This is a genomic window from Ancylobacter novellus DSM 506 (assembly GCF_000092925.1).
Lineage (GTDB): Bacteria > Pseudomonadota > Alphaproteobacteria > Rhizobiales > Xanthobacteraceae > Ancylobacter > Ancylobacter novellus.
In genome coordinates, this window is record NC_014217.1 from 4,105,777 (window position 1) to 4,131,519 (window position 25,743).

The window sequence follows — 25,743 nt, forward strand, 5'->3', positions numbered from 1 at the left end:
GAGGGCGTGCTTGGGGTGACGGCGCGCCTTCCCGGCGCTACAGAGCCGCGAGGAACTCATCGATGCCCCGCTACAAGCTCACCATCGAATATGACGGCACGCCCTTCGTCGGCTGGCAGATCCAGGCCGAGGGGACGAGCGTGCAGGGCGCGCTGGCGCAAGCCGTGACGCGCCTCACGGGCGAGCAGGTCGCGGTGCATGGCGCCGGACGGACGGATGCCGGCGTGCACGCCACCGGGCAGGTGGCGCATGTCGAGCTCTCCCGCGACTGGCGCCCGGACACGGTGCGCGACGCGCTGAACGCGCACTTACGCCCGCACCCCATCGCTGTGCTGTCCGCCGAGCGTGCGGCGGACGATTTCCACGCGCGCTTCTCCGCCACCGGCCGACGCTATGTCTATCGCATCATAGCGCGGCGGCCCGACCTCGCTTTGGAGCGGAACCGCGCGTGGCGGGTTCTGCGCCCGCTCGATGTCGCGGGGATGGCGGAGGGCGCGGCCCGCCTCGTCGGCCGGCACGACTTCACCACCTTCCGCGCGGTGGGCTGCCAGGCGGCCTCGCCGCTGAAGACGCTGGACCGGCTGGAGGTCGAAGAGGTCGCGCTGGAAGGGCCGGGCATGGAGATCCGCGTCCACGCCGCCGCGCGGTCCTTCCTGCACCACCAGGTGCGCTCCATGGTCGGCACGCTGGTGAAGGTAGGCGAAGGCGCCTGGACGCCCGACGACGTCACCGCCGCTTTGGAGGCGAAGGACCGCACGCGCTGCGGCCCGATGGCGCCGTCGGCGGGGCTGTATCTGGCGGAAGTGACCTACTAGCCCAGCCGCTCGATCAGCGTCGGCGCGCGGGTCGGGGCGGGGCTGCGCAGGGATTCGAGGAAGCGGATCGGCGCGCCCTGCGAGGGCGTCGTGAGCTCGCCTTCCCACATCACCTTGCGGCCGCGTATGAGCGTCCCGACCGGCCAGCCGGTGACCTCGACGCCGTCGTAAGGAGTCCAGCCGGGCTTGGAGGCGATCCACGAATTGCGGATGGTCTCGCGCCGCTTCAGGTCGACGATGGTGAAGTCGGCATCAAAGCCGACCGCGATCCGGCCCTTGGTGGCGATGTTGAAGATGCGCGCGGGGCCGGCGCTGGAAAGGTCGACGAAACGCTCCAGCGTCAGCCGGCCGGCATTCACATGGTCGAGCATCATCGGCACCAGCGTCTGCACGCCGGTCATGCCGGAAGGGCTGCCGGGATAGGGCTTGGCCTTCTCTTCCAGCGTGTGCGGGGCATGGTCGGAGCCGAGCACGTCGACCACGCCCTCACTGAGCCCGCGCCACAGCCCGTCGCGGTGATGCGGCCCGCGCACCGGCGGGTTCATCTGCACCAGCGTGCCGAGGCGGTGGTACCAGGCATCGTCCATGGTGAGGTGGTGCGGCGTCACTTCGACCGTCGCCACGTCCTTGGCGTCGCGCAGGAACTCCATCTCCTCGACCGAGGTGACGTGCAGCACATGCACGCGCTTGCCCTCTTCGCGGGCGAGGTTGACGAGGCGCGTGGTGGCGGTGAGCGCGGCGATCTCGTCGCGCCAGACCGGGTGCGAGGAGGCGTCGCCCGGCACGCGCAGATGCTTGCGCTCGTCGAGCCGCGGCTCGTGCTCGCAATGAAAGGCGGCGCGGCGGCGGATCACCTTGAGGATGGCGCGCACGCCGGGATCGTCGGCCACCAGCAGCGAGCCGGTGGAGGAGCCGATGAACACCTTCACGCCGGGCACGCCGGGCAGCATCTCCAGCTCCGGCAGGTCGTTCACATTCTCATGCGTGCCGCCGACGAAGAAGGCGAAGTCGCAATGCATGCGCGCGGTGGCACGCTTGATCTTGTCGGCGAGCGCGTCGCCCGAGGTGGTGGTCGGGCTGGTGTTGGGCATCTCGAACACGCCGGTGACGCCGCCCATCACCGCGGCGCGGGACCCGGATTCGAGGTCCTCCTTGTGCTCCAGGCCCGGCTCGCGGAAATGCACCTGCGTGTCGATGACGCCGGGCAGGATGTGCAGCCCCGTGCAGTCGACGGTCTCGCCGGCCTGGGAGGGATCGAAGGAGCCGATGCCGGCGATGCGCCCGTGCCGGACGCCGACGTCGCGTGCCCCGACGCCGTCCTGGTTGGCCACCGTGCCGCCCTTGAGCAGGAGGTCGAAGGTCTCGGTCATGACGGCGCTCCCTTGATTGAGACGTCGCTGCTTCTAGCAGACCCCCAGATAGACCCAAGCGCCTTGTGAACATTTTCGCCCGCCCGCGCGTTGCATGCCGTGGGATGGGAGGACGGCATGCGCGTCAGCGAGGAGAACGAAGGCGGCCAGGGCGGAGGCGACGACGTCTCCTCCGGCGGCAACAACCTGCTGGGGGCGCTGCGTCCGGCCGATTTCACCCTGCTGCGCCCGCATCTGCGGCGCATCGACCGCACCGCCGGCGCGGTGCTCTACGAGCCGGGCGACGACGTGCGCCACGTCTATTTCCCCTGCGGGCAGACGCTGGTCTCCTTCATGGTGCTCTTGGAGGACGGACGGGTGGTCGAGATCACCACCATCGGCCGCGAGGGCGCGGTGGGCGGCATCGTCAGCCAGGGCAGGCTGCCGGCCTTCGCCCGCGCCGTGGTGCAGAACGGCGGCCCGCTGCTGCGGCTCGACACCGCCGAGCTCGACCGCGCCAAGGCGACCTCGCCGCCGCTGCGCAACCTGTTCGCGCGCTATGCCGATTGCCTGCTGGCGCAGGTGTTCCAGTCGGTCGCCTGCAACGCCGCCCACACCATCGAGCAGCGCACCGCCAAATGGCTAGTGGCGGCGCTCGACCGCACCGGCGACGAGGATCTGCGCCTCACCCAGGAGCAGCTCGCGAGCATGCTGGCGGTGGGGCGCTCCTATATCAGCCGGGTGATCCGCGACATGCGCGTGGCCGGCGCCATTGAGCCGAAGCGCGGGCGGCTGCGCATCACCGACGCCGACCGGCTGCGCGCCATGTGCTGCGGCTGCCACATGCAGACGCGCCGGCATTTCGACGAGGTGCTGGGCGGCGTCTATCCCAACGGCAACGAGGTCGCCGGCGGTGGCGTCGTCGTCACCAACGGGCCGGCGTTCCGGCCGTGAGATTCAGGCCAGCCCCGGGAACAGCGCGCGCAGGCTGGCCACCAGCATCTCCATGGCGATGGCGGCGAGGATCATGCCCATCAGGCGCTTGGTCACGCTCATCACCGTCGGCGAAATGATGCGGGAAAGCGTAGGCGCGGCGATCAGCGTTGCGGCGAGCAGGAGCAGGAAGGCGAGCATGCCGGCGCCGAGCGCGGTGATCCGGTCGGGGCCGGTCGCGTCATGGGCGTAGACGATGAGGGCGGAAATGGTGCCCGGACCCAGCAGGATCGGGATGGCCAGCGGATAGAAGGCGACGTTGCTGGCGGTGGCGAAGGTCGCCTTCTCCTCGCCGGAGCCGCTATGGGTGGCGCTGTCCGTGCCGTGCAGCATGGAGAGCGCGATCAGGAGCACGATCAGCCCGCCGGCGAGGCGGAAATGGTCAACGTCCAGCCCGAAGAAGCCGAGGATCGCGCTGCCGGCGAGCGCCGAGACGATGCAGCCGACCGCCACCGTCGCGCTGACCAGCACCGCCGTGCGGCGCTGCTCGGCCTCGCCCATGTCGGAGGTGAGCGAGAGGAAGATCGGCAGGTTGGCGATCGGGTTCATGATCGCGAACAGGGCGGCGAAGACCTTGGCCGCGAAGGCGAAGTCCATGGGGGCTCCTGACGGGTCGGGGCGGACTGCCTAGCAATACCGGCCCACGCGGGCGTGTCCACCGTGCAGACCGCTCTTCTTCCCTCATCCCGGGCTTGACCCGGGGACCCAGACTTTCCGCCCGTACCCGGTCCCCTGGATGGCCGGGTCAAGCCCGGCCATGAGGGCATGTGGGTGAAAGCGGCCGGGATGCCCGCGCATGCCCGGCCCGCCCGTACCGGTCTTGTGCTCGACACATCGGCGTGGCAAGCCGCGCCCATGACGACCGCAACCTCCTCCGCCATCACCGCCCTGCCGCCCCTCGTGCCATCCTTCGGCACGCTCGCCCCGCGCTACGACCTCGTGCTCTGCGACGTCTGGGGCGTGCTGCACAATGGCGCGCAGGGCTCCATGCCCGCCGCCGACGCGCTGCAGCGGGCCCGCGCCGGCGGGGCGACGGTGCTGCTGGTCTCCAACGCGCCGCGGCCGGCGGAAGGGGTGGCGCGCATCCTCGACGGCTTCGGCATCCCGCGCGATGCCTATGACGGCATCGTCACCTCCGGCATGGTGACCAACGCGCTGCTGGCCGAGCGTCCCGGCGCGAAGATGTGGCATCTTGGCCCGGAGCGGGACCTCGGCATCTATGACGGGCTGGACCTGTCGCTGACCAACCTCGACGCGGCCGAGCTCATCGTCTGCACCGGCCTGTTCGACGACACGGTCGAGACGCCGGAGGACTATGCCGACACGCTGAAGGCGGCCAAGGTGCGCGAACTGCCCTTCATCTGCGCCAATCCCGACATCGTGGTGGAGCGCGGCGGCGAGCTGATCTGGTGCGCCGGGGCCATCGCCGAGGCCTATGCCGAGCTCGGCGGCGACGTGGTCTTCTGCGGCAAGCCGCACCGGCCGATCTACGAGACCGCGTTCAAGGTCGCCGCCAAGCTGCGCGGCGGCGCGGTCGACAAGTCCCGCGCCATCGCCATCGGCGACGCGCTGCGCACGGATCTCGCCGGCGCGCTCGGGGTGGGCATCGACTGCCTGTTCGTCGCCGCCGGCATCCATGCCGGCGAACTTGGCCTCGAGCACGGTGCCGAGGTCGACCCGAAGGCGCTCGAACGCCTGCTCGCCGACGGCCCGGGCCGGCCTGTGGCGGTGACGACGCGCCTCGTCTGGTGAGGATCGGACCGGCGGACGGGAAAGCCCCGATTGACGCGGCGAGCGGGCGGCGCCACTTATCCGCCAGCCCGACCCGGCGCCGTCCTTTGCATCGGCTGACATGACCCACGCTGCCGCCTCCCCGCATCCCTTCCGCGTCCTGCGCGATCCCGAGACGCTTCCTCCCGCGCTCGCCAATCCCGTGGTCGCCATCGGCAATTTCGACGGCGTGCATCGCGGCCACCGCGCGGTGATCGGCACCGCCGTCGACCAGGCCCGCTCGCTCGGCCGGCCGGCGCTGGCGGTGACCTTCGAGCCGCATCCGCGCGCCTTCTTCCGCCCGGCCGAGCCGATGTTCCGGCTCACGCCGGGAGCGATGAAGCTCGACCGCCTCGCCGGCACCGGGCTCGACGGCGCGGTGGTGCTGACCTTCGACGCCGGCCTTGCCGGCCTCGATGCCGAGACCTTCGTTTCCGACGTGCTGGTCGGGCGGCTCGGCGTCGCCATGGTGGTGGCGGGCTTCGACTTCCATTTCGGCAAGGGCCGCGGCGGCTCGCCGGCCTTCCTGCGGGAGGCCGGGCGGCGGCATGGCTTCGCGGTGGAGATCGTCGCGCCGCTGCTCGACGAGGGGGCGCAGGTCGCCTCCAGCGTCATCCGCGCCGCGCTGGCGCAGGGCCGCGTCGAGCAGGCCGCGCACATGCTCGGCAGCCCGTGGGAGATCGAGGCCGAGGTGATCCACGGCGACAAGCGCGGGCGCAACCTCGGCTACCCCACCGCCAACATGCGGCTCGACCCGGCGGTGACGCTTGCCCACGGCATCTATGCGGTGACGGTGGAGATCGACGGCGTCACCCGCAAGGGCGTGGCGAGCTTCGGCCGCCGCCCGACCTTCGACGACGGCGCGCCGCGGCTGGAGACCTTCATCTTCGACTATGAAGGCGACCTCTATGGCCGCGTGCTGCGGGTGGCGTTCCACGCCTATCTGCGGCCCGAGCTGAAGTTCGACAGCGTCGAGGCGCTGATCGCGCAGATGAACGAGGACAGCGCGCGGGCACGCGCGGCGCTGGACTGAGCACCCCTGTGGTTCGTCATCCCGGCCGAGCGGAGCGAGAGCCGGGATCGCTCTCCAATTTCACGCGATCCCGGATCGGTCCTGCGGACCGTCCGGGATGACGGCTTTGCGTGCTCTCCCGCCCTTGCACCGCCTTGCTCCTGCGCTTAAACCGTCCGGCAGTGTAAGGAGCGCGTCATGACGAGCCGCAACAGCGATGGTCGAAGCGACAACGAGGCCGCCGAGGAGACGGCGCCGCGCGATTATTCCTCGACCCTGTTCCTGCCGCAGACCGACTTCCCCATGCGCGCCGGCCTGCCGCAGCGCGAGCCGGAACTGCTGGAGCGCTGGGCGCGCATCGACCTCTACGGCCAGCAGCGCAAGGAGGCCGCCGGGCGCGCGCGCTTCGTGCTGCATGACGGCCCGCCCTACGCCAATGGCAACATCCATATCGGCCACGCGCTGAACAAGATCCTGAAAGACGTGGTGGTGCGCTCGCAGGGCGCGCTCGGCCATGACTCGAACTACGTCCCCGGCTGGGACTGCCACGGCCTGCCGATCGAGTGGAAGATCGAGGAGCAGTACCGCGCCAAGGGCCGCAACAAGGACGAGGTGCCGGTCGTCGAGTTCCGGCAGGAATGCCGGGCGTTCGCTCAAGGGTGGATCGACATCCAGCGCGCCGAATTCAAGCGGCTCGGCGTCGAGGGCGACTGGTCCCACCCCTATGTGACCATGAGTTACGACGCGGAAGCGCAGATCGCCCGCGAGATCATGAAGTTCGCCACCAACGGCCTGCTCTATCGCGGCTCGAAGCCGGTGATGTGGTCGGTGGTGGAGCGCACGGCGCTGGCCGAGGCGGAGGTCGAGTATCACGACCACACCTCGACGACGATCTATGTGAAGTTCCCCGTCACCGGCTATCGCGAGTGCAACTCGACGCATGGCGGCGACCCGGCCGGGCTGCAGGCGCCGGACAAGGCGGACGACATCCACCTGTTCCCCTCCTATGAGGGGGCGAACATCGTCATCTGGACGACGACGCCCTGGACCATCCCCGGCAACCGCGCCATCGCCTTCTCCAAGGACGTCACCTATGCCGTCTACGAGGTGACCGAGGCGCCGCACGACAACTGGGCCAAGGTCGGCGAGCACTTCATCCTCGCGGACAAGCTGGCCGAGGAAGTGTTCAAGGCCGCGCGTGTCACCGGCTGGGAGCGCCACAAGGAAGTCGACCCGAGCCACCTCGTCTGCGCCCATCCGCTGAGGGGCGTCGAGGGCGCCGGCGACTATTTCGACTTCCCTGTGCCGGTGGCGGCGGGCGATTTCGTCACCGACGAGACCGGCACCGGCTTCGTCCATCTGGCGCCGGGCCACGGCGCCGACGACTTCAACCTCTTCATCGCCGCCCGCCTCGGCGAGGTGCCGCACACGGTCGGCCCGGACGGGCGCTACTATGACCACGTCCCGCTCTTCGCCGGCCATCGGGTGATGGACGACAAGGGCAAGGACGGCGACGCCAACGACGTGGTGATCAAGGCGCTGGCCGCCGCCGAGAAGCTGATGGCACGCGGCCGGCTGAAGCACCAGTACCCGCACTCCTGGCGCTCCAAGGCGCCGATCATCTTCCGCAATACGCCGCAATGGTTCATCGCGATGGACAAGGACATCGCGGCGACCGACGGCTCGACCACCGACGGCGACACGCTGCGCGCCCGCGCGCTCGGCGGCATCGCCGGCGTCGACTGGGTGCCGGCGAGCGGGCGCAACCGCATCACCGGCATGATCGAGAACCGCCCGGACTGGGTGGTGTCGCGCCAGCGCGCCTGGGGCGTGCCGATCGCCGTCTTCGTCCGCGACAGGGGCGACGGCACGGTCGAGATCCTGCGCGACGACAAGGTGAACAAGCGCATCGCCGACGCCTTCGAAGCGGAAGGCGCCGATGCCTGGTACAAGGACGGCGCCGCCCAGCGCTTCCTGGGGACCGATTACAGCGCCAATGAATGGCACAAGGTCGACGACATCCTCGACGTCTGGTTCGACAGTGGCTCCACCCATGCCTTCACCCTGGAGGTACGCGAGGACCTGAAGGTCGACCGCGCCTTCACCGGCGGGCCGGACCGGGTGATGTACCTCGAAGGCTCGGACCAGCACCGCGGCTGGTTCCACTCCTCGCTCCTGGAGAGCTGCGGCACGCGCGGGCGCCCGCCCTATGACGTGGTGCTGACCCACGGCTTCGTGCTCGACGAGCAGGGCCGCAAGATGTCGAAGTCGATCGGCAACGTGGTCGCCCCGCAGGAGGTGATCAAGTCGTCCGGCGCCGACATCCTCCGCCTGTGGGTCTGCGCCTCCGACTATTCCGACGATCTGCGCATCGGGCCGGAGATCCTCAAGACCACGGTCGAGACCTATCGCAAGCTGCGCAACACGCTGCGCTGGCTGCTCGGCTCGCTGCACCATTACCGCGAGAGCGAGCGCGTGGCCTATGCCGACATGCCGCCGCTGGAGCGCATGGTGCTGCACCGCCTCGTCGAGCTCGACAAGCTGGTGCGCGAGGCCTACGCGGCCTTCGACTTCAAGCGCGTGCACGCGGCGCTGTCGTCCTTCATGACCAGCGAGCTCTCGGCCTTCTATTTCGACGTGCGCAAGGACGCGCTCTATTGCGACCCGATCTCCTCGGTGACGCGGCGGGCCTGCCTGACGGTGCTCGACGAGGTGTTCAACCGCCTCGTGGTCTGGCTGGCGCCGATCCTGCCCTTCACGGCGGAGGAGTCCTATCTGGCGCGCTTCCCGTCCGAGACCGGCTCGGTGCACCTGCTCACCTTCCCGCCGACGCCCGCCAAGTGGCGCGACGAGGCGCTGGCCGACGAGTGGCGCAAGATCCGCCTGGTGCGGCGCGTCGTGCTCGGCGCGCTGGAGGTGGAGCGCGCGGCCAAGCGCATCGGCTCCAGCCTCGAGGCGGCGCCGGTCATCCACGTCTCCGACCCGAACCTGTTCGCGGCGGTCAGCGTCATCGACCTCGCCGAGGTGTGCATCACCTCCGACGCGCATCTGATGCCGGACGAGGGGCCGAAGGACGCCTTCCGCCTCGACGACGTGCCGGGCGTGGCGGTGGTGCCGAACCGGGCCGAGGGGCGCAAATGCGCGCGCTCGTGGAAGATCTCGCCGCTGGTCGGCACCGATCCGGACTATCCGGACGTAACCCCGCGCGACGCCATGGCGCTGCGCGAGCTCGCCACCGCCCGCCGCGCCGCCGAATGATCCCGTGAAGCTGCGCCGATGAAGCTGCGTCTTGCGGGTCCCTTGACGCTCTACGGCGGCGCCTTCGCGCTCGCCGCGCTGGTCGTCGACCAGGCGTCGAAGCTGGCGGTGCTGCACGGCGTCGACTTCGGGCCGAACGGGATCGTTCCCGTCACGCCCTTCCTCGACATCGTCTATGCCTGGAACACCGGCATCAGCTACGGCCTGTTCTCGCAGGGCGCGGATGGCTGGTGGCTGCTCGGCGGGCTCAAGGTGATCGCCGCCGTGCTGTTCTGGCTCTGGCTGGCCCGCGTCGACCGCAGGCTGGAGGCGGCGGCGCTCGGCCTGCTGATCGGCGGGGCGCTCGGCAACGCCATCGACCGCGCCGCCTATGGCGCGGTGTTCGATTTCGTGTCGCTGCACGCCGTCGGCTTCTACTGGTACGTGTTCAACCTGTCGGACGTGGCCATTGTTGCCGGCGTCGGCCTGCTTTTGTATGACTCGTTAATCGGCGGCGCCGCAAAATAGCCGCCCTGCACTGGCATGAGCCTCCGCGGCGACTGACGCGGAGACCGCTGGCGTGGCGATGACGCCGCCCCGCGGTGCATGATCCGCAGGAGACGACCGGATGACGAGACCGACCCTTTCGACCCGCGCCATGCTGTTCGCCGCTGCCGCGCTTTGCACCGCTTCGCTCGGTGGCGCGCCGGCCTTCGCCGACGACACGCCGCCGGAAATCAGCCTGACCGAGAAGCTGCTCACCGGGCTCGGCCTCGTCCCGCCGACGCCGCCGGAGATCGACTATCGCGAGCGCGCGCCCCTCGTGGTGCCCCCCACCGGCGACGTGCTGCCGCCGCCGCGCGACGCCGGCGCCATGGCGCAGAATCCGAACTGGCCGAAGGACCATGACGTCGTGGCGCGCCAGAAGGCCTCCGCGCCCGGCAGCCTGGTCGACGAGACCTTCAACGCGCACAAGACGCTCTCGCCCTCGCAGATCGAGCGCGGCGCCAAGGCCGGCAACAGACCGGCCTATGGCAGTGGCTTCGCCGACAGCCGCAAGAACGACGACAACCGGCTCTCCGTGAACCAGCTCGAGTTCTTCGGCTGGGGCAACAAGAAGGAAGAGAAGCTGGTGTTCGAGGGCGAGCCTGACCGCGAATTGCTGACCCAGCCGCCGGTCGGCTACCAGACCCCCGCGCCCGGCGCCGCCTATGGCACCGTCGCCGACCGCGCGGAGGAAAAGGAATGGGCGCTGCCGAGCTGGTTCGACCGCACGCAGCAGAACAAGTGACGTCGGCCGCGTCACGTCGGCCGCGTAACCTCTTGGGCCCGCTCACTTCGTGGTGATCGGGCCGCGCCGTGCTTCGCAGGAGCGGCGCATCGTCGCTACATTGACGCCCGCGATCCCGCCCCGCGCCGCCGCCTATGGCAGCGCGCCACATGGCGCCTTCCAACCGGCGCCAGTCGGGCGGGCGCCCAACCGGATGCCGCTGTGACTGGAAGAATGATGCCCGCTCTCATGCTGATCGCCGGTGCTGCCGCCGGTGCCGCCGGCCTTGCCACCGCCGCCGCGCCGACCCGCGCGCAGGCCGCCGAGGTCTCCGAGTTCACCCTCGGCAACGGCATGCAGGTCGTGGTGGTGCCCGACCATCGCGCCCCGGTGGTCACCCATATGGTGTGGTACCGCGTCGGCTCGGCAGACGAGCAGCCCGGCAAGTCCGGCATCGCCCATTTCCTCGAGCACCTGATGTTCAAGGGCACCGACAAGCACCCGGCCGGCGAGTTCTCGCAGGTGGTGGCAAAGCTCGGCGGCCAGGAGAACGCCTTCACCTCGCAGGATTACACCGCCTATTTCCAGCGCGTCGCCAAGCAGCATCTCGGCACGGTGATGGGCTTCGAGGCCGACCGCATGACCGGTCTCGTGCTCACCGACGAGGTCGTGCTGCCGGAGCGCGACGTGGTGCTGGAGGAGCGCCGCATGCGCACCGACAACGATCCCAGCGCCCAGCTCTCGGAAGCCTCGCAGGCGGCGATGTTCGTCAACCATCCCTATGGTCATCCGATCATCGGCTGGGAAGACGAGATCAAGAAGCTCAACCGCGAGGACGCCCTCGCCTTCTACCGCCGCTTCTACACGCCCAACAACGCCATCCTCGTGGTCGCCGGCGACGTCGAGCCGGCCGAGGTGAAGAAGCTCGCCGAGGAGACCTACGGCAAGGTGCAGCCGCGCGCCGAGACCGCCGCGCGCATCCGCCCGCAGGAGCCGGAGCCGCGCGCCGAGCGCCGCCTTGTCCTGGCGGACGGGCGGGTCGGTCAGCCGAGCCTGTCGCGCTCCTATCTCGTGCCGTCCTACCGCACCGACAACAAGGAGAGCGTCGCGCTCGACGTGCTGTCGCAGGTGCTGGGCGGCGGCTCCACCGGCCGCCTCTACCGCTCGCTGGTGATCGAGAAGGGCCTCGCCGCCAGCGCGGGCGCCTGGTACCAGTCGACGGCGCTCGACGAGACCCGCTTCGGCATCTCAGCCATGCCGCGCCCGGAAGTCACCATGGAGACCATGGAGAAGGCGCTCGACGAGGCGATCGGGGCGCTGGCGACGGACGGGCCGGAAGCCGGCGAGCTGGAGCGCGCCAAGACCCGGCTCGTCGCCGAGGCGATCTACGCCCAGGACAACCAGGCGACGCTGGCGCGCATCTATGGCGCGACGCTCGCCACCGGCTCCACCGCCGAGGACGTGAAGAACTGGCCCGAGATGGTCAAGGGCGTCACCGCCGAGGATGTCCGCGAGGCGGCGCGGCGCTGGCTGCTGCCGGCGCGGGCCGTCACCAGCCAGCTCCTGCAGGCCAAGCCCACCCCTGCGGCCGCCCTGCCGCCGGCTCCCGGCGCCCCGGACGGCCGCTCCCCGGAGGACCGTTCGTGAGCGGAACGGCACGCGGCTCGCGCTGCCTCACGCGTCCCTTCCGTTCCCTCGCCGCCACCCCTCTCGCCCTCCTGGCCACGCTCATGACCATCGCCCTCGCCCCCGTCTCCCCCGCCCAGTCCGAGACCACGCGCATCCAGCGCGTCATCAGCCCGGGCGGTATCGAGGCCTGGCTGGTGCATGACACCACCCTGCCGCTGGTGGCGGTGGAAATCGCCTTCCTCGGCGGCGCGGCGCAGGACCCGGCCGACAAGCCCGGCGTCGCCAACCTCGCCGCCTCGCTGCTCGACGAGGGCGCGGGCGATCTCGATTCCCGCGCCTTCCAGGACAAGCTGGCCGAGAAGGCGATCGAGCTGCGCTTCGACGCCTCGCGCGACATGCTCGGCGGCTCGCTGCGCACGCTGTCGGAGAATGTCGACGAGGCCTTCGATCTGATGCGCCTCGCGGTCGCCGCGCCGCGCTTCGACGACGAGGCGGTGGAGCGCATCCGCCAGGGCCAGCTCGCCATGCTGCGCCGGCGGCTGAACGACCCCTCGACGCTGGCGAGCCTCAACTGGTCGGCCCGCGCCTTCCCGAACCATCCCTATGGACGGCCGGTCAACGGCACGCTGGAGAGCGTGCCGACGATCAGCCAGGGCGACCTCAAGGATTTCGTCGCCCGCAACCTCGCGCGCGGCAATCTGAAGATCGCTGTGGTCGGCGACATCACGCCGGAGAAGCTCGGCCCGGCGCTGGACAAGATGTTCGGCGCGCTGCCGGCCAAGGCCCAGCTCACCCCGGTGCCGGACGTGACCCCGCAGGGCCTCGGTTCCGAGGTGGTTCAGGAACTCGCCGTGCCGCAGACCTCGATGGTGTTCGGCGGCATCGGCCTGAAGCGCGACGACCCGGACTTCATCCCCGCCTTCGTGCTCAACCACATGCTGGGCGGTTCGGCCTTCTCGTCGCGCCTGTTCCGGGAAGTGCGCGAGAAGCGCGGCCTCGCCTATTCGGTCTACAGCCACCTCGCCCCGCTCGACCATGCAGCGCTGATCCTCGGCGGCACGGCGACCAAGAACGACCGCGCGGCGGAATCGATCGAGATCATCCGCGCCGAGTACAACCGGCTGCTCACCGAGGGGCCGAGCGAGGAGGAGCTGGAGGACGCCAAGAGCTATCTCATCGGCTCCTTCGCGCTGCGCTTCGACAGTTCCGCCAAGGTCGCCTCGCAGCTGCTGCAGATCCAGATCGACAATCTCGGCATCGACTATATCGACGTGCGCAACCAGCTGGTGGGGGCGGTGACGCTCGACGACATCAAGCGCGTGGCGGCGCGGTTCAACCAGAATCCGGCGCTGCTGTTCAGCCTGGTCGGCAAGCCGGCCGGCCTCGCGCCCACCAAGGGCGGCTGACCGGGCCCGGCCTCGGGCGCCGGTAGCGCGGTGCGTCGCGCGATTGCATCGGGAGCATGTTCCCTGCCGCGCCGCGCCTGCTATAAGAGCGTCCGGGCAGCGGTCCATTGGGGAGAGAAGGCCGCCGGCGCACCGATATGCGCGGCGCGCGGCCAGCCGTAACAGCGGCGGGGAGAGTATGCGTATGGGTAACGGGGACGCGGGCAAGCGCACGCAGATCGGCTTCGGACACGGGCGCGGGGGCGCTCTCGTCCTGCTTCCGGTGCTCGCCTTGCTGCTCGCCGGCTGCGCCGGGGGCGGCATTGGTGGCGGCAACGGCAATGAAGGGCCGATGGGCTCGGGCGATGCCGGCAACCAGGGCCTGTTCGGCTCGACCATGCAGACCACTACGGTCTCGCCCACCGCGGCCGCCTCTAACGCCGGCGGAACCCCGGCCGGCACCGCCGCGGTCTCGCCCGGCGATTTCGATGCCTCCCAGTTCACCTGCCCGCCGATCCAGGTGCGCGGCGGCGCCGCCGCCTGGCAGGTCACCGATCCGCAGGACGGCGGCGTGCGCTACCAGGCGACGCTCGGCCAGTTCTCGCGCGAATGCCGCTTCACCGCGCCCGACATGAACATCCGCGTCGGCATACAGGGCCGCGTGCTGCTCGGCGCCAAGGGCGGCCCGGGCAAGCTGACCGTGCCGATCCGCCTTGCCGTGGTGGAGGAAGGCCCCGAGCCCAAGTCGGTCTGGACCAAGTTCTACTCGGTGCCGGTGGAGATCGGCCCCGGCGTCATGCAGGTCGATTTCGGCATCGTGGCGGATGATGTGAATTTCCCCCGCCCGACGCCGGCGGTGTCCGAGCGCTATGTCATCTATGTCGGCTTCGACCCGCAGGGGGCGCAGGAGAAGCCGCAGCGCGCACGCCCGGCCACCCAGGCGCGCCCGCGTCCGCAGACGCAGCCTTCCGCCCAGCCGCAGGCCCAGCGCCCGCGCCCGGCGACGCCCGCGGCCACCGCGGCGCCGGCGCCCGTCCAGACGGCGCCCGCGGCGGCCGCCCCGGTCATCCGAACCGCGCCGGCCACGCCGGCTCCGACGGCGACGGCCCCTGCCACGACGGCCCCTGCCGCGTCGCCGTCGGCGCCGATGACCGCGCCGGCCGCCAGCGCGCCCGCGGCCAAGCCGGACGACAGCCAGACGCAGTGGATCGGCGCCCCGGCGCCCTCGACCGGCGGCTTCTCGCAATAGTAGCGGAGCGAGTGCGCGCGGCGAGGTGGCTCACACCTCGTCGAAATGGCCCTTGCGGATGCGGCGGACCACCGCCCAGACCATCAGCATGACGATCGGCACCGCCACCGCCGTGGTGATGCCGACGTCGTAATGAACGCCGGCCGCCTCGGCCCGCTCGTGGAGGCCCTCCAGCGCATAGTGCAGCAGGCTGATCACGTAATAGGAGATGGCGGCGACGGAGAGCCCTTCGACCGTCTGCTGCAATCTCAGCTGCATGCGCGCGCGCTTGTTCATGGAGCTGAGCAGGTCGCGGTTCTGCTGCTCCAGTTCGACGTCGACGCGGGTGCGCAGCAGGTTGGCGGCGCTGATCAGCTTCACCGACAGGTTGCCCTGGCGCTGCTCGATGGCCTGGCAGGTGCGCATGGCCGGCTGCATCCGGCGCGACAGGAATTGCTGCCAGGTCGGGTAGCCGGAGATCGGCCGCTCGCCGATGGTGGCGAGGCGCGAGGTGACGATCTCCTCATAGGCGCGGGTGGCGCCGAAGCGGAACAGCGAGGCGGCGGCCTCCGCCTCAAGCTCCGCGGCAAGGGAGGTGAGCGCCTGCAGCAGCTTGTTGTTGGCCGCCAGCCCCTCGCTCTGGCGCATCTGCTCGGTCACCGCCGAGAGCTCGTGCTCGATATGGGCGACGGACGGCGCGAGGCGCTGCGCCTCCGGCAGGCCGAGCAGACCGAGGGTGCGGTAGGTTTCGATCTCCAGCACCCGCTGGACCAGCGCGCCGGCCGCGTCCGACGTCATGCCGCGATCGCGCACGAGGATGCGCACGAAGCCGGAGGGGTCGGGCTGGAAATCGGTGGCGATCTCGGCGAAGCCGTCCTCGACGTCCGAACGGGCGAGGCTGGTGCGGTCGAACAGCCGGTCGAGGGGCAGCGCGTCGGCGGTGTCGGTGACGAGGTGCAGGTCGACCGCCACCAATAGCGGTCCGGGCTGGGGCAGCTGCGCCAGCACGTCGGCGAGGCTGGCGGCGGAGGGCTGGAACGGCAGGCCGCCCTCGACGATGTCCTCGGCCGGCAGCTCCCAGGTATAGGTGGTGAACTCGGCGTGCCGCTCCCAGCGCAGCGTCGCGCCGCCGAACGAGACGCGGTGCTGCTTGGCCTCGCGCGAGGGCTCGGGCTGGCCGCGCGCCATGCACAGGGCGGCGAAGGCGGCGCGGTCGGCGATGGCCTGCGCGCGGTCGACCAGGAAGGCGACGTGCAGGATGCGCGCCGGCGTCGACACCGGCACGAAGGGGCGGGCATGCAGCTCCGCCAGCACCGGCGCCCGCAGCGGGTGGTCGTAGAAGGCCCGGCCCGCCGCGGCGGGCTCCGTCTTCGTCGGCGTGGGCACGTTCATGCGCCTGCTCCTGATCGCATGCCTCTGCCTCGCATGCTCCTGCCAAGGTACGGGGGCAGGGAACTTACCGCGGCCGAGTCGGTTGCATGCTGGCGGGACGCTGGCAAGTGTCGAAAGGCGCGCAGGGCCCGTCACCCGACTGTCACAAAGCGGGTGCGAAGGCGCGCGGCGCGGCCCTCCGTTACCTAGGGTCCGGCACTGTTGCGCTTTGGCATCAGCCTTTTGGCAAAGCGGGTGCGAATCAGAATCCCGTTTGCAATGGGTCTAGGGCGCAGCGCATGAAGATGAGCGGTTGTTTCAGGATTTGTGACATGAGATTCGCGCGGGTCTGGGCCGTTTTCCTGACTGTTTTCGCCATTGCCATCGCCGCCCTCGCCGTTCCGGCCAGCGCCCAGTCCAGACAGACGCAGCAGCCGCGCGTCTATCTCCTGCGCGGCCTCGCCAACATCTTCTCGCTGGGCATGGACGACCTCGCCGCCAAGCTCAATGCGCGCGGCATCAAGGCGAGCGTGCACTCCTATGCCGACCTGCAGGCGCTGAGCAATTACGCCATCCAGCAGGCGACCACGGGCAAGCGCGCGACCCCGGTGATCATCATCGGCCATTCGCTCGGCGCCGACGCCGCTGTCTATATGGGCAACCGCCTGACCGGCGCCGGCGTGCCGGTGCCGCTGGTGGTGACCTTCGACCCGGTCAACATGACCGTCGCCTCGGCCAAGATCGGCAAGGTGGTGAATTATTACCAGGCCGGCGGGTCGGGCAAGCCGGTGTCCGGCCCGCGGGTGGAGAACATCGATCTCACCTCGTCGGGCGCGCTCAGCCATTTCAACATCGACAAGGCGGCCGAGCTGCATAACCGCGTGATCGCCATGATCCAGCGTCCGGTGCGCACGCGTCCGATCGCCTCCAAGCCGAAGCCGAAGCCTCCGGTCGACGCCGCGGCGGCGAGCACCGCCACGCCGGACGCGACCCCGGCCTCCGCGCCCGCCGAGACCCCGGCGGCGACGCCCGCCAGCACGCCGGCGGCCCCGGTCGCGCCGGCCTCCTCGACCTCCAGCTCCGCCGCCCCCGCCACCGCGGGCACCGAGACCGCCGCCGCGCCGAGCGCCGCGGTCGTCGCCCCGGCCGGGGTCGGCACGTCGAACTGAGTTCCCCCGACCTAAACGTCATCCCGGCCGAGCCCACGGGCCTTGCCTTCGGCAAGCCCGAGGACTGGCTCAGCGAGAGCTGGGATCGCTCTCCATTCTGACGACGATCCCGGATCGGCCTGACGGCCGTCCGGGATGACGTTTGTTGAATTTTCAGGCCGGCACCACCGAGAACACGACGAAGGTGTGCATGTCGCCGTCCTCGTCGCGCAGCGAGACATATTCGCCGGGCACGAAGGGGTGGTCGCCGAAGCGGTAGCCGGTCTCGTCGTCCTCGCTGTCGCCCTGCTCGTAGTCGAACACCCAGTTCGAGCCACCCGTGCCGCCGGCGCGATGCACCAGCAGACCTTCCTCGCGCTCCTCATTGCCCCAGAAGCGGGTGACGATGCAGGCCTCGCGTACCTCTTTCCACGCCTCCGGATCGATATGGCCGTCCTCGCCGAGCGGCGCGACGAACTCATAGCCATGGCGGGCGCTGCCGTCGGGAAAATCCTTCGAGCGGGCGAGATGCAGCCTGATGCGCTGGAGCGCCTTCGGGGCGAGCTTGGCGGCGACATTGTTCATGGGCGTCTCCCTCTTCCTTGAGCCGGGCCGAGAGCGCACGGCTATAGGAGAGAGGTGTGCCCTTCCTTGATCCGGCGCAAGGTTGCGCGGGCGGGTGTGAACTAACGTCGTCATTCCGGCCGAAGCGTAGCGGAGAGCCGGGATCGCGTGCCAGCGTGATCGCAGGGCGGCCGGTAGGTCTTTCACCACATTTCCCGCGCTCATCCCCGGGCTTGACCCGGGAATCCAGAGGTGCCGGTGCGCCCCAGTCCCCCTGGGTGCCCGGGTCAAGCCCGGGCATGAGGGAAGAAGGGGGAGGCGGTCTACGGCTTCGTTGCACCCGCTCCGCCGCCGCCAACGGATTTTCATCCGTGGTCTAGTTTTTTGACCATAGGCGCGCTAGACCCTTTTCCCTAGAATGGCTCGAAGCAAGAACGCCAGTCGAACCATACGGGAGAAGCGCCATGGCCGGTCTCGTCATGCCGGAACCGAAGGCCGATATCCTGGCCCGCCGGGCGCAGATCATCGCCGATTTGCGCGCCATCGTGCCGGGCGAGGGGGTCATCGACACCGAGACCGAGATGCGCCCCTTCGAGAGCGACGGGGTGACCGCCTATCGCCAGATGCCGCTCACCGTGGTGCTGCCCTCGACCACCGAGCAGGTGTCGCAGGTGCTGGCCTATGCGCATGCGAACGGCATTCCCGTTGTGCCGCGCGGCGCGGGCACCTCGCTGTCGGGCGGGGCGCTGCCGCTCGCCGACGGCATCCTGCTCGGCATGGGCAAGTTCAACCGCATCCTGGACATCGACTTCGCCAACCGCACCGTGGTCGCCCAGCCCGGCGTGACCAATCTCGGCATCACCACGGCGGTGGCGCATGAGGGCTTCTATTACGCCCCCGATCCCTCCTCGCAGATCGCCTGCACCATCGGCGGCAATGTCGGCGAGAATTCCGGCGGCGTGCACTGCCTGAAATACGGCCTGACCACCAACAACGTGCTCGGCGTCGAGATGGTGCTGATCACCGGCGAGATCATCCGCATCGGCGGGCAGCATCTCGATTCCGGCGGGCTGGACCTGCTCGGCCTCATCGTCGGCTCGGAGGGACTGCTGGGCGTCGTCACCGAGGTGACGGTGCGCATCCTCAAGAAGCCCGAGACCGCCCGCGCCGTGCTGATGGGCTTCCCCTCCTCCGAGGCCGCCGGCGCCTGCGTCGCCGCCATCATCGCCGCCGGCATCATCCCCGGCGGCATGGAGATGATGGACCGGATGATGATCCACGCCTCCGAGGCCTTCGTGAATGTCGGCTACCCGCTCGACGTCGAGGCGCTCCTGATCGTCGAGCTCGACGGGCCGGAGGCCGAGGTGAACCACCTCATCGAGCGCGTCGGCGAGATCGGCAACGGGCTCGGCTGCCTGACGCTGCGCGCCTCCACCAGCGAGGAGGAGCGCATCGCCTTCTGGGCCGGCCGCAAGGCCGCCTTCCCGGCGGTCGGGCGCATCTCGCCGGACTATCTCTGCATGGACGGCACCATCCCTCGCAAGGCGCTGCCGGAGGTGCTGAGCCGCATGGAGCAGATGTCGGAGAAGTACGGCCTGCGCTGCGGCAACGTCTTCCATGCCGGCGACGGCAATCTGCACCCGCTGATCTGCTACGACGCCAACAAGCCGGGCGAGCTGGAGAAGGCCGAGGCCTTCGGCGCCGACATCCTGCTGCTTTGCGTCGAGGTCGGCGGCGTGCTGACCGGCGAGCACGGCGTCGGCGTCGAGAAGCGCGACCTGATGGGGTCGATGTTCGACGAGACCGACCTCGCCCATCAGCAGCGGCTGAAATGCGCCTTCGATCCGAACTCCCTGCTCAACCCCGGCAAGGTGTTCCCGCAGCTCCACCGCTGCGCCGAACTGGGGCGCATGCATGTGTCGGGCGGCAAGCTGCCCTTCCCGGACATTCCGAGGTTCTGAACGCCACCGATGGCCACCCTCCTCGTCCGCAATGTCACCGTTTTGGTCACCATGGACGGCGCGCGTCGCGAGATCGCCGGCGGTGGCCTTTTCGCGCGCGATGGCGTGATCGAACAGGTCGGGCCGAGCGAGGCGCTGCCGGCGACAGCCGACGAGATCCTCGACCTTTCCGGCCACGTCGTGCTGCCGGGCCTCGTCAACGCCCATCATCATCTCGACCAGACGCTGACCCGCGCTTTGCCGGCGGCGCAGAACATCAACCTCTTCCGCTGGCTGAAGGCGCATTACCGGCTGTGGGCGGCGCGCACGCCCGAGGCCTCGCGCACCGCGACGCTGGTCGGGCTGGCGGAGCTGGCGCTGTCCGGCTGCACCACCTGCTTCGACCACGCCTATGTCTTCCGCAATGGCTGCAAGGTCGACGACCAGATCGCCGCCGCCCGCGAGATCGGCCTGCGCTTCATGGTCTCGCGCGGGTCGATGTCGCTGGGCGAAAGCCGAGGCGGCCTGCCGCCGGACGATTGCGTCGAGGATGAGGACGACATCCTCGCCGACTCGGAGCGCGTGATCGGCCGCTATCACGACGCCGCGCCCGGCTCGATGCTTCAGATGGCGCTGGCCCCCTGCTCGCCCTTCTCGGTGACGCCGGAGCTGATGCGGGAGAGCGCCGCGCTGGCGCGGGCCAAGGGCGTGCGCCTGCACACCCATCTCGCCGAAACCATCGACGAGGAGCGCTTCACGCTGGAGCGCTTCGGCAAGCGGCCGGTCGCCTATATGGAGGAGCTCGGCTGGCTCGGCGACGACGTCTGGTTCGCCCACGCGGTCCATGTGAACGCGCATGAGATCGGCTGCTTCGCCGATGCCGGGGTGGGCGTCTGCCATTGCCCGTCGTCCAATATGCGCCTCGCCTCCGGCATCGCGCCGGTGAGGGCCTATCGCGGGGCCGGCGTGAAGGTCGGCCTCGGCGTCGACGGTTCGGCCTCGAATGACGGCAACAACCTGCTGGCCGAGGCGCGCCAGGCCATGCTGCTGGCGCGGCTGCAGATTTCGCTGCGGCCGCCGGAAGGGCCGGACACGCAGCTTTCCACTTCCGATCCCTCGCGCGACGGCGAATGGATGACCGCCCGCGAGGCGCTGGAGCTGGCGACGCTCGGCGGCGCGGCGGTGCTGGGACGCTCGGATATCGGCTCGCTGGAGCCGGGCAAATGCGCCGACTTCTTCGCGCTGCGGCTCGACGATGTCGCCTTCGCCGGCGGCCTCGCCGACCCCGTGGCCGCGGCGCTGTTCTGCACGCCGCGCCGCGCCGCCTTCACCGTGGTGAATGGCCGTCCGGTCGTCGCCCATGGCGAGATCGTCACCATCGACCTGCCGGCGGTCGTCGCCGAGCACAACAAGCATGCCGCGCGGCTGGCCGCGCTTTCGGGAGGCGCCTGAGATGAGCGAGCGCGAGATGGGCCAGCGGATCGGCCCGCGCGACGAGGCCGAAGTGGTGGAAGCCGTGCGTTGGGCGCTGGCGGAAGGGCGCACGCTCGACGTCGCCGGCTCCGGTTCCAAGGCGGCGCTCGGCCGCCACATCCAGACCGACCTTACGCTGGAATTGAAGGCGCTCACCGGCGTCACGCTCTATGAGCCGGAGGAGCTGGTGCTGAGCGCGAAGGCGGGCACGCCCGTCGCCGAGATCGAGGCGCTGGTCGCTGCCTCCAACCAGATGATGGCCTTCGAGCCGATGGATTTCGGCCCGCTGCTCGGCCGCCCGGCGGGCGGTGGCACGCTGGGAGGGCTGATGGCCTGCAACCTCGCCGGCCCGCGCCGCCCCAGCGCCGGCGCCGCGCGCGACCATGCGCTCGGCGTGCGCGCTGTCTCCGGCCGCGGCGAGGCGTTCAAGGCCGGCGGCCGGGTGGTGAAGAACGTCACCGGCTACGACCTGCCGCGCGGCCTCGCCGGCTCCTACGGCACGCTCGCCGCCTTCACCGAGCTGACCATCAAGATATTGCCGCGCCCCGAGACGGTGGAGACGTTGCTGGTCCTCGGCCTCGACGACGCGTCGGCTGCCAGTGCGATGAGCGCGGCGGTCGGCTCCTATTACGACGTCTCCGGCGCCGCCCATGTACCGGCCGATGTCGCCGCGCGCATCCCTGCCGTCGCCGGGGCGGGCGGGGCGGTGACGTCGCTGCGGCTGGAAGGCGTCGGCCCGTCGATCCAGCACCGCCGCCGCAAGCTGGAGGAGATGCTGAGTGCACGGGGCACGCTGAGTTTCCTCGATGCGGAGAACTCCATCGCCTTCTGGCGGACGCTGCGGGACGTCGAGCCCTTCGCCCTGCCCGAGGGCGGCGACATCGATACCGCGAAGGCCGTCTGGCGCGTCTCCGTCGCGCCGATGAAGGGCGCCGCCATCGGCGCGGTGGTGCGGGCCGTGGGCGCGACCTGCCTCTACGACTGGGCCGGCGGGCTCGTCTGGATCGAGATGCCGGATGCCACCCCGCGCACCGCGCTGGTGCGCGAGGCGGTCGCGGCGGTGGGCGGTGGGCACGCGACGCTGATCCGCGCCTCCGCGGCGGCGCGCGCGAGCGAAGAGGTGTTCCAGCCGCTCGACGCCGTCACCGGCGCGCTGGTGAAGCGGATGAAGCAGGGTTTCGACCCCAGCCGGGTGCTGAGCCCCGGCCGCATGTATGCGGGAGTTTAGGCGATGCAGACCAATTTCTCCCTCGCCCAGCTCGCCGATCCGCAGACCGCCCGCTCCGAGCAGGTGCTGCGCGCGTGCGTCCATTGCGGCTTCTGCACCGCCACCTGCCCGACCTATGTGCTGCTCGGCGACGAGCTGGATAGTCCGCGCGGAAGAATCTACCTGATCAAGGACATGCTGGAGAACGACCGGCCGGCAACGGCCGAGGTCGCCAAGCATATCGACCGCTGCCTCTCCTGCCTGTCCTGCATGACCACGTGCCCCTCGGGCGTGCATTACATGCACCTGATCGACCATGCCCGCGACCATGTGGAGGCGACCTATAACCGCCCGCTGATGGACCGCCTGCTGCGGGCGATGCTGGCGCGGGTGCTGCCGAGCCGTGCGCTGTTCCGCCTCGCCATAGGCGGCGCGATGGTCGCCCGTCCCTTCGCCGGCCTGTTCGACGCCGTGCCCGGCCTGAAGCCCGTCGCCGCCATGCTGCGCCTCGCCCCCGCCCGCCCGGCGACGCGCTCGGCCAGCGAGAGCGAGCGCCGCTTCCCGGCCCAGGGACCGCGCCGTGCCCGAGTCGCCCTGCTCGACGGCTGCGCCCAGCCGGTGCTGCGGCCGGAGATCGACGAGGCGGCCATCCGCCTGCTCACCCGCATGGGCGTGGAGATCGTGCGTCCGGTCGGCGGGGGCTGCTGCGGTTCGCTCACCCACCACATGGGCAAGGAAGACCTCGCGCTCGCCAATGCCCGTGTCAATGTCGACGCCTGGTGGCGCGAGATCGAGGGCGAGGGGCTGGACGCCATCATCATCACGACGTCGGGCTGCGGCACCACCATCAAGGATTACGGCCACATGCTGCGCACCGAGCCGGCCTATGCCGAGCGCGCGGCCAAGGTCTCGGCGCTGGCGAAGGACGTCAGCGAGTTCCTCGCCGAGCAGGAACTGCCCGCGCCGGTGATCCCGGCCGGCATCCGCGTCGCCTATCACGCCGCCTGCTCACTGCAGCACGGCCAGAAAGTGCGCGTGGCGCCCAAGGCGCTGCTGGCGAAAGCGGGCTTCACCGTGCTGGAGCCGGCGGAGGGGCATCTGTGCTGCGGCTCGGCCGGCACTTACAACATATTGCAGCCGGAGATCGCCGGCCGCCTGCGCGCGCGCAAGGTCGCCAATATCGAGCGCACCCAGCCGCAGGTCGTCGCCACCGGCAATATCGGCTGCATGACGCAGATCGGCGGCGGCACCTCGATCCCGGTGCTGCACACAGTCGAACTGCTGGACTGGGCGACCGGCGGGCCGAAGCCGGGCCTGCTCGACGGCGTGCGCATCGCCGCCTGACAGGAGCGCGGCGGCGCGGCTATTATCGCCGCGCCTCCTTTCTCCCAAGGTTTCCCCCATGACCCTTCCGCGCCTTCTCGTCCTTTCGCTCGGCGGCACCATCACCATGACGCCGGCGGCGGGCGGGGGCATCGCCCCGACGCTCGGCGCGGCCGAACTGGTGGCGGCGGTGCCGGGCCTCGACGAGGTCGCGCAGATCGAGGCGCGCTCGCCCTTCCGCCTGGCGAGTTCCTCGCTCACGCTCGAAAACATCGTCGCGGTGGCCGGGGACATAAGGGCGGCCTTTGCCGAGGACTTCGACGGCGCTGTCGTCATCCAGGGCACCGACACGATCGAGGAGACCGCTTTCATCCTCGACCTGCTGGTGCGCGACGCGCGCCCCGTGGTCGTCGTCGGCGCCATGCGCGGGCCGCAGCAGGCCGGCGCCGATGGTCCGGCGAACCTTCTCGCCGCCGCCATCGCCGCCGCCAGCGAAGCCGCGCGGGGCCTGGGCACGCTCGTCGTGCTGAACGACGAGATTCACGCCGCCCGCTTCGTGCGCAAGGCGCATACGGCGCTGACCTCCGCCTTCGTCTCGGAGAATGCCGGCCCGCTCGGGCTGGTGGCGGAGGGTCGGGCACGGCTTTTCACCCGCGTCGCACCGCTCGCATTGCCGTCCCTGCCGCTGCCGGAGGGCGAATTGCCGCCGGTCGCGCTCCTCAAGATGACGATGGGCGATGACGGTCGCCTCCTCCGCGCTGTCCCCGGCCTCGGCTGTGCCGGCCTCGTCATCGAGGGCATGGGCGCCGGCCATGTGCCGGCGGCGGTGGCGGAGATCGTCGGCGAGGTCGCCGCCGCCATCCCCGTGGTGCTGGCGAGCCGAACGCTGGCCGGCCCGGCCTTCGAGCGCACCTATGGTTATCCGGGTTCGGAGATCGACCTGATCGGCCGCAGCGTCCTCCCTGCCGGCCTGCTCGGCGGCCCCAAGGCGCGGCTCCTGCTCACCTTCGCCCTGGCGGCGGGATGGGAGCGGCCGGCAATCGCGGCGGCGCTGGCCGCCTACGCTTAGGAACTGCCGATCAGTATGCCGGCGGCCAGCACCAGCAGGCCGCCCAGCACCACCTGCACGATCGCCGAGGTGAACGGCGTCTCCATGTAGCGCGTGCGGACATAAGCGATGGCGGCGAGCTCGAAGGCGACGATGACGCCGGCCACCGCCGTGGCGGTCCAGAAATCTGGGATGAGATAGGGCAAGGTGTGGCCGAGGCCGCCCAGCACCGTCATCACGCCGCAGGCGATGCCGCGCGGCCAGGGGCTGCCGCGCCCGGTGATCTCGCCATCGTCGGACAGCGCCTCGGTGAGGCCCATGGAGATGCCGGCGCCGATGGAGGCGGCAAGGCCGACCAGGAAGGCAGCCCATGAATCCTGCGTAGCGAACGCGGCGGCGAAGATCGGCGCCAGCGTCGAGATGGAACCGTCGATGAGGCCGGCGAGGCCTGGCTGGACGATCTGCAGCACGAAGATGCGGTGGGCGGTGGCGTCCTCGGCTTCCTTGGCGCCGCCGGTCTCGATCGCCCCGCCGAGCTCCTGCGCCAGCGTCTCATGCACGCTCTCGGCCTCGGCGAGGTCGGCCAGCAGTTTGCGCGTATCGGCATCACGCGCGCGCTCGGCGGCCTTGATGTAGAACTGCTGCGCCTCGTATTCCATCATCTCGGCCTGCTGGCGCACCGCGTCGATGCGCAGCGTCTCCAGCAGCCAGATCGGATTGCGCTTGAGGAAGCCCTTCACGTCCTGCCGGGTGATATAGGGCAATTCGCCGCCGAACTTGCGCTTGAAGAGTTCGTGCAGGGCATGGCGATGGCCCTTCTCCTCCTCCGCCATGCGCTCGAACATCTGCGCGGTCGCGGGATAGTCCGCCTTCACCCGGTTGGCGAACTGGAGGTAGATGCGCGCATCCTCCTCCTCGTTGGAGATGGCGAGGGCGAGGATTTCCGCCTCGGTGAGGTCGGCGAAGCGTTTCATTGGTGGT

21 protein-coding genes are annotated in these 25,743 nt (G+C 70.2%); 16 read left to right on the top strand and 5 right to left on the bottom strand.

Translation table 11 applies throughout. The features are described from left to right. The first annotated feature begins 62 nt into the window (after positions 1-62). On the top strand, positions 63-815 hold the full coding sequence (gene truA, locus SNOV_RS19290; protein WP_013168647.1) for a tRNA pseudouridine(38-40) synthase TruA: 753 nt from the start codon (positions 63-65) through the stop codon (positions 813-815). On the opposite strand, the gene SNOV_RS19295 is transcribed toward truA, so the two are convergent. Next, positions 812-2,185: a dihydroorotase gene (locus SNOV_RS19295; RefSeq protein ID WP_013168648.1), complete on the bottom strand. Its 1,374-nt coding sequence runs from the start codon at positions 2,183-2,185 to the stop codon at positions 812-814. The genes truA and SNOV_RS19295 overlap by 4 nt on opposite strands. Positions 2,186-2,302: 117 nt before the next feature. On the opposite strand from SNOV_RS19295, the gene SNOV_RS19300 reads away from it, so the two are divergent. Then, the gene (locus tag SNOV_RS19300) at positions 2,303-3,118 is read left to right on the top strand and encodes a Crp/Fnr family transcriptional regulator (protein WP_013168649.1); all 816 of its coding nucleotides are present in this window, start codon (positions 2,303-2,305) and stop codon (positions 3,116-3,118) included. Between the two features lie 3 nt (positions 3,119-3,121). Here the strand turns inward: SNOV_RS19300 and SNOV_RS19305 are convergent, their stop codons facing one another. Continuing rightward, positions 3,122-3,754, bottom strand: a complete 633-nt coding sequence (locus SNOV_RS19305) for a MarC family protein (RefSeq protein WP_013168650.1) — start codon at positions 3,752-3,754, stop codon at positions 3,122-3,124. Positions 3,755-4,012: 258 nt separating this feature from the next. On the opposite strand from SNOV_RS19305, the gene SNOV_RS19310 reads away from it, so the two are divergent. The 8 genes from SNOV_RS19310 to SNOV_RS19345 all read left to right on the top strand — a co-directional run bounded on the left by SNOV_RS19310 (position 4,013) and on the right by SNOV_RS19345 (position 14,709). Beyond that, positions 4,013-4,909 carry a TIGR01459 family HAD-type hydrolase gene (locus tag SNOV_RS19310; RefSeq protein ID WP_013168651.1) on the top strand — a complete coding sequence of 299 codons (897 nt, stop codon included), beginning with the start codon at positions 4,013-4,015 and terminating at the stop codon, positions 4,907-4,909. A gap of 100 nt (positions 4,910-5,009) precedes the next feature. Then, positions 5,010-5,960, top strand: coding sequence for a bifunctional riboflavin kinase/FAD synthetase (locus SNOV_RS19315; protein ID WP_013168652.1), 951 nt, complete (start codon positions 5,010-5,012; stop codon positions 5,958-5,960). 177 nt (positions 5,961-6,137) lie between these two features. After that, entirely contained in the window at positions 6,138-9,197 is a 3,060-nt protein-coding gene (ileS, locus tag SNOV_RS19320; RefSeq protein WP_013168653.1) for an isoleucine--tRNA ligase, read from the top strand. An 18-nt stretch (positions 9,198-9,215) separates the two neighbouring features. Continuing rightward, positions 9,216-9,704: a signal peptidase II gene (gene lspA / locus SNOV_RS19325; RefSeq protein WP_013168654.1), complete on the top strand. Its 489-nt coding sequence runs from the start codon at positions 9,216-9,218 to the stop codon at positions 9,702-9,704. 100 nt (positions 9,705-9,804) lie between these two features. Further along, positions 9,805-10,467 carry a hypothetical protein gene (locus tag SNOV_RS19330; protein WP_013168655.1) on the top strand — a complete coding sequence of 221 codons (663 nt, stop codon included), beginning with the start codon at positions 9,805-9,807 and terminating at the stop codon, positions 10,465-10,467. Between the two features lie 216 nt (positions 10,468-10,683). Then, positions 10,684-12,093: a M16 family metallopeptidase gene (locus SNOV_RS19335; protein ID WP_013168656.1), complete on the top strand. Its 1,410-nt coding sequence runs from the start codon at positions 10,684-10,686 to the stop codon at positions 12,091-12,093. Beyond that, complete coding sequence (locus SNOV_RS19340) at positions 12,090-13,481, top strand: M16 family metallopeptidase (RefSeq protein ID WP_013168657.1); 1,392 nt, start codon at positions 12,090-12,092, stop codon at positions 13,479-13,481. The genes SNOV_RS19335 and SNOV_RS19340 overlap by 4 nt, the downstream gene beginning before the upstream one ends. A 184-nt stretch (positions 13,482-13,665) precedes the next feature. After that, positions 13,666-14,709, top strand: coding sequence for a hypothetical protein (locus SNOV_RS19345; RefSeq protein WP_013168658.1), 1,044 nt, complete (start codon positions 13,666-13,668; stop codon positions 14,707-14,709). Between the two features lie 30 nt (positions 14,710-14,739). Here the strand turns inward: SNOV_RS19345 and SNOV_RS19350 are convergent, their stop codons facing one another. After that, complete coding sequence (locus SNOV_RS19350; protein WP_013168659.1) at positions 14,740-16,080, bottom strand: DUF3422 family protein; 1,341 nt, start codon at positions 16,078-16,080, stop codon at positions 14,740-14,742. A gap of 311 nt (positions 16,081-16,391) precedes the next feature. Between SNOV_RS19350 and SNOV_RS23885 the strand changes: the two genes are divergently transcribed. Continuing rightward, positions 16,392-17,228, top strand: coding sequence for an alpha/beta hydrolase family protein (locus SNOV_RS23885; RefSeq protein WP_013168660.1), 837 nt, complete (start codon positions 16,392-16,394; stop codon positions 17,226-17,228). A 153-nt stretch (positions 17,229-17,381) separates the two neighbouring features. Here the strand turns inward: SNOV_RS23885 and SNOV_RS19360 are convergent, their stop codons facing one another. Continuing rightward, positions 17,382-17,792: a hypothetical protein gene (locus SNOV_RS19360; protein WP_013168661.1), complete on the bottom strand. Its 411-nt coding sequence runs from the start codon at positions 17,790-17,792 to the stop codon at positions 17,382-17,384. Between the two features lie 443 nt (positions 17,793-18,235). Between SNOV_RS19360 and SNOV_RS19365 the strand changes: the two genes are divergently transcribed. Genes SNOV_RS19365 through SNOV_RS19385 form a run of 5 tightly spaced genes read left to right on the top strand, consistent with a single transcriptional unit; the run spans position 18,236 to position 24,783 of the window. Then, entirely contained in the window at positions 18,236-19,732 is a 1,497-nt protein-coding gene (locus tag SNOV_RS19365; protein ID WP_013168662.1) for an FAD-linked oxidase C-terminal domain-containing protein, read from the top strand. A 9-nt stretch (positions 19,733-19,741) separates the two neighbouring features. Beyond that, positions 19,742-21,163 (top strand): 8-oxoguanine deaminase, encoded by a 1,422-nt coding sequence (locus SNOV_RS19370; protein WP_013168663.1) that lies wholly within the window; start codon positions 19,742-19,744, stop codon positions 21,161-21,163. Position 21,164: 1 nt separating this feature from the next. Continuing rightward, positions 21,165-22,412, top strand: coding sequence for an FAD-binding protein (locus tag SNOV_RS19375; RefSeq protein WP_013168664.1), 1,248 nt, complete (start codon positions 21,165-21,167; stop codon positions 22,410-22,412). Positions 22,413-22,415: 3 nt separating this feature from the next. Next, positions 22,416-23,735, top strand: a complete 1,320-nt coding sequence (glcF, locus tag SNOV_RS19380) for a glycolate oxidase subunit GlcF (protein WP_013168665.1) — start codon at positions 22,416-22,418, stop codon at positions 23,733-23,735. A 58-nt stretch (positions 23,736-23,793) separates the two neighbouring features. Beyond that, a complete protein-coding gene (locus SNOV_RS19385) occupies positions 23,794-24,783 on the top strand; it encodes an asparaginase (RefSeq protein ID WP_013168666.1) in 990 nt (329 codons plus the stop codon). Here SNOV_RS19385 and mbfA read toward each other — a convergent pair. Further along, positions 24,780-25,736, bottom strand: a complete 957-nt coding sequence (gene mbfA, locus SNOV_RS19390) for an iron exporter MbfA (protein WP_013168667.1) — start codon at positions 25,734-25,736, stop codon at positions 24,780-24,782. The two genes, SNOV_RS19385 and mbfA, sit on opposite strands and share 4 nt — an antisense overlap. Between the last annotated feature and the right edge of the window lie 7 nt (positions 25,737-25,743).

Excerpts from the sequence above, each read along its gene's own strand:
- truA (WP_013168647.1), top strand. The coding sequence starts at position 63 with ATGCCCCGCTACAAGCTCACCATCGAATATGACGGCACGCCCTTCGTC.
- SNOV_RS19295 (WP_013168648.1), bottom strand. The coding sequence starts at position 2,185 with ATGACCGAGACCTTCGACCTCCTGCTCAAGGGCGGCACGGTGGCCAAC.
- SNOV_RS19300 (WP_013168649.1), top strand. The coding sequence starts at position 2,303 with ATGCGCGTCAGCGAGGAGAACGAAGGCGGCCAGGGCGGAGGCGACGAC.
- SNOV_RS19305 (WP_013168650.1), bottom strand. The coding sequence starts at position 3,754 with ATGGACTTCGCCTTCGCGGCCAAGGTCTTCGCCGCCCTGTTCGCGATC.
- SNOV_RS19310 (WP_013168651.1), top strand. The coding sequence starts at position 4,013 with ATGACGACCGCAACCTCCTCCGCCATCACCGCCCTGCCGCCCCTCGTG.
- SNOV_RS19315 (WP_013168652.1), top strand. The coding sequence starts at position 5,010 with ATGACCCACGCTGCCGCCTCCCCGCATCCCTTCCGCGTCCTGCGCGAT.
- ileS (WP_013168653.1), top strand. The coding sequence starts at position 6,138 with ATGACGAGCCGCAACAGCGATGGTCGAAGCGACAACGAGGCCGCCGAG.
- lspA (WP_013168654.1), top strand. The coding sequence starts at position 9,216 with ATGAAGCTGCGTCTTGCGGGTCCCTTGACGCTCTACGGCGGCGCCTTC.
- SNOV_RS19330 (WP_013168655.1), top strand. The coding sequence starts at position 9,805 with ATGACGAGACCGACCCTTTCGACCCGCGCCATGCTGTTCGCCGCTGCC.
- SNOV_RS19335 (WP_013168656.1), top strand. The coding sequence starts at position 10,684 with ATGCCCGCTCTCATGCTGATCGCCGGTGCTGCCGCCGGTGCCGCCGGC.
- SNOV_RS19345 (WP_013168658.1), top strand. The coding sequence starts at position 13,666 with ATGGGTAACGGGGACGCGGGCAAGCGCACGCAGATCGGCTTCGGACAC.
- SNOV_RS19350 (WP_013168659.1), bottom strand. The coding sequence starts at position 16,080 with ATGAACGTGCCCACGCCGACGAAGACGGAGCCCGCCGCGGCGGGCCGG.
- SNOV_RS23885 (WP_013168660.1), top strand. The coding sequence starts at position 16,392 with ATGAGATTCGCGCGGGTCTGGGCCGTTTTCCTGACTGTTTTCGCCATT.
- SNOV_RS19360 (WP_013168661.1), bottom strand. The coding sequence starts at position 17,792 with ATGAACAATGTCGCCGCCAAGCTCGCCCCGAAGGCGCTCCAGCGCATC.
- SNOV_RS19365 (WP_013168662.1), top strand. The coding sequence starts at position 18,236 with ATGGCCGGTCTCGTCATGCCGGAACCGAAGGCCGATATCCTGGCCCGC.
- SNOV_RS19370 (WP_013168663.1), top strand. The coding sequence starts at position 19,742 with ATGGCCACCCTCCTCGTCCGCAATGTCACCGTTTTGGTCACCATGGAC.
- SNOV_RS19375 (WP_013168664.1), top strand. The coding sequence starts at position 21,165 with ATGAGCGAGCGCGAGATGGGCCAGCGGATCGGCCCGCGCGACGAGGCC.
- glcF (WP_013168665.1), top strand. The coding sequence starts at position 22,416 with ATGCAGACCAATTTCTCCCTCGCCCAGCTCGCCGATCCGCAGACCGCC.
- SNOV_RS19385 (WP_013168666.1), top strand. The coding sequence starts at position 23,794 with ATGACCCTTCCGCGCCTTCTCGTCCTTTCGCTCGGCGGCACCATCACC.
- mbfA (WP_013168667.1), bottom strand. The coding sequence starts at position 25,736 with ATGAAACGCTTCGCCGACCTCACCGAGGCGGAAATCCTCGCCCTCGCC.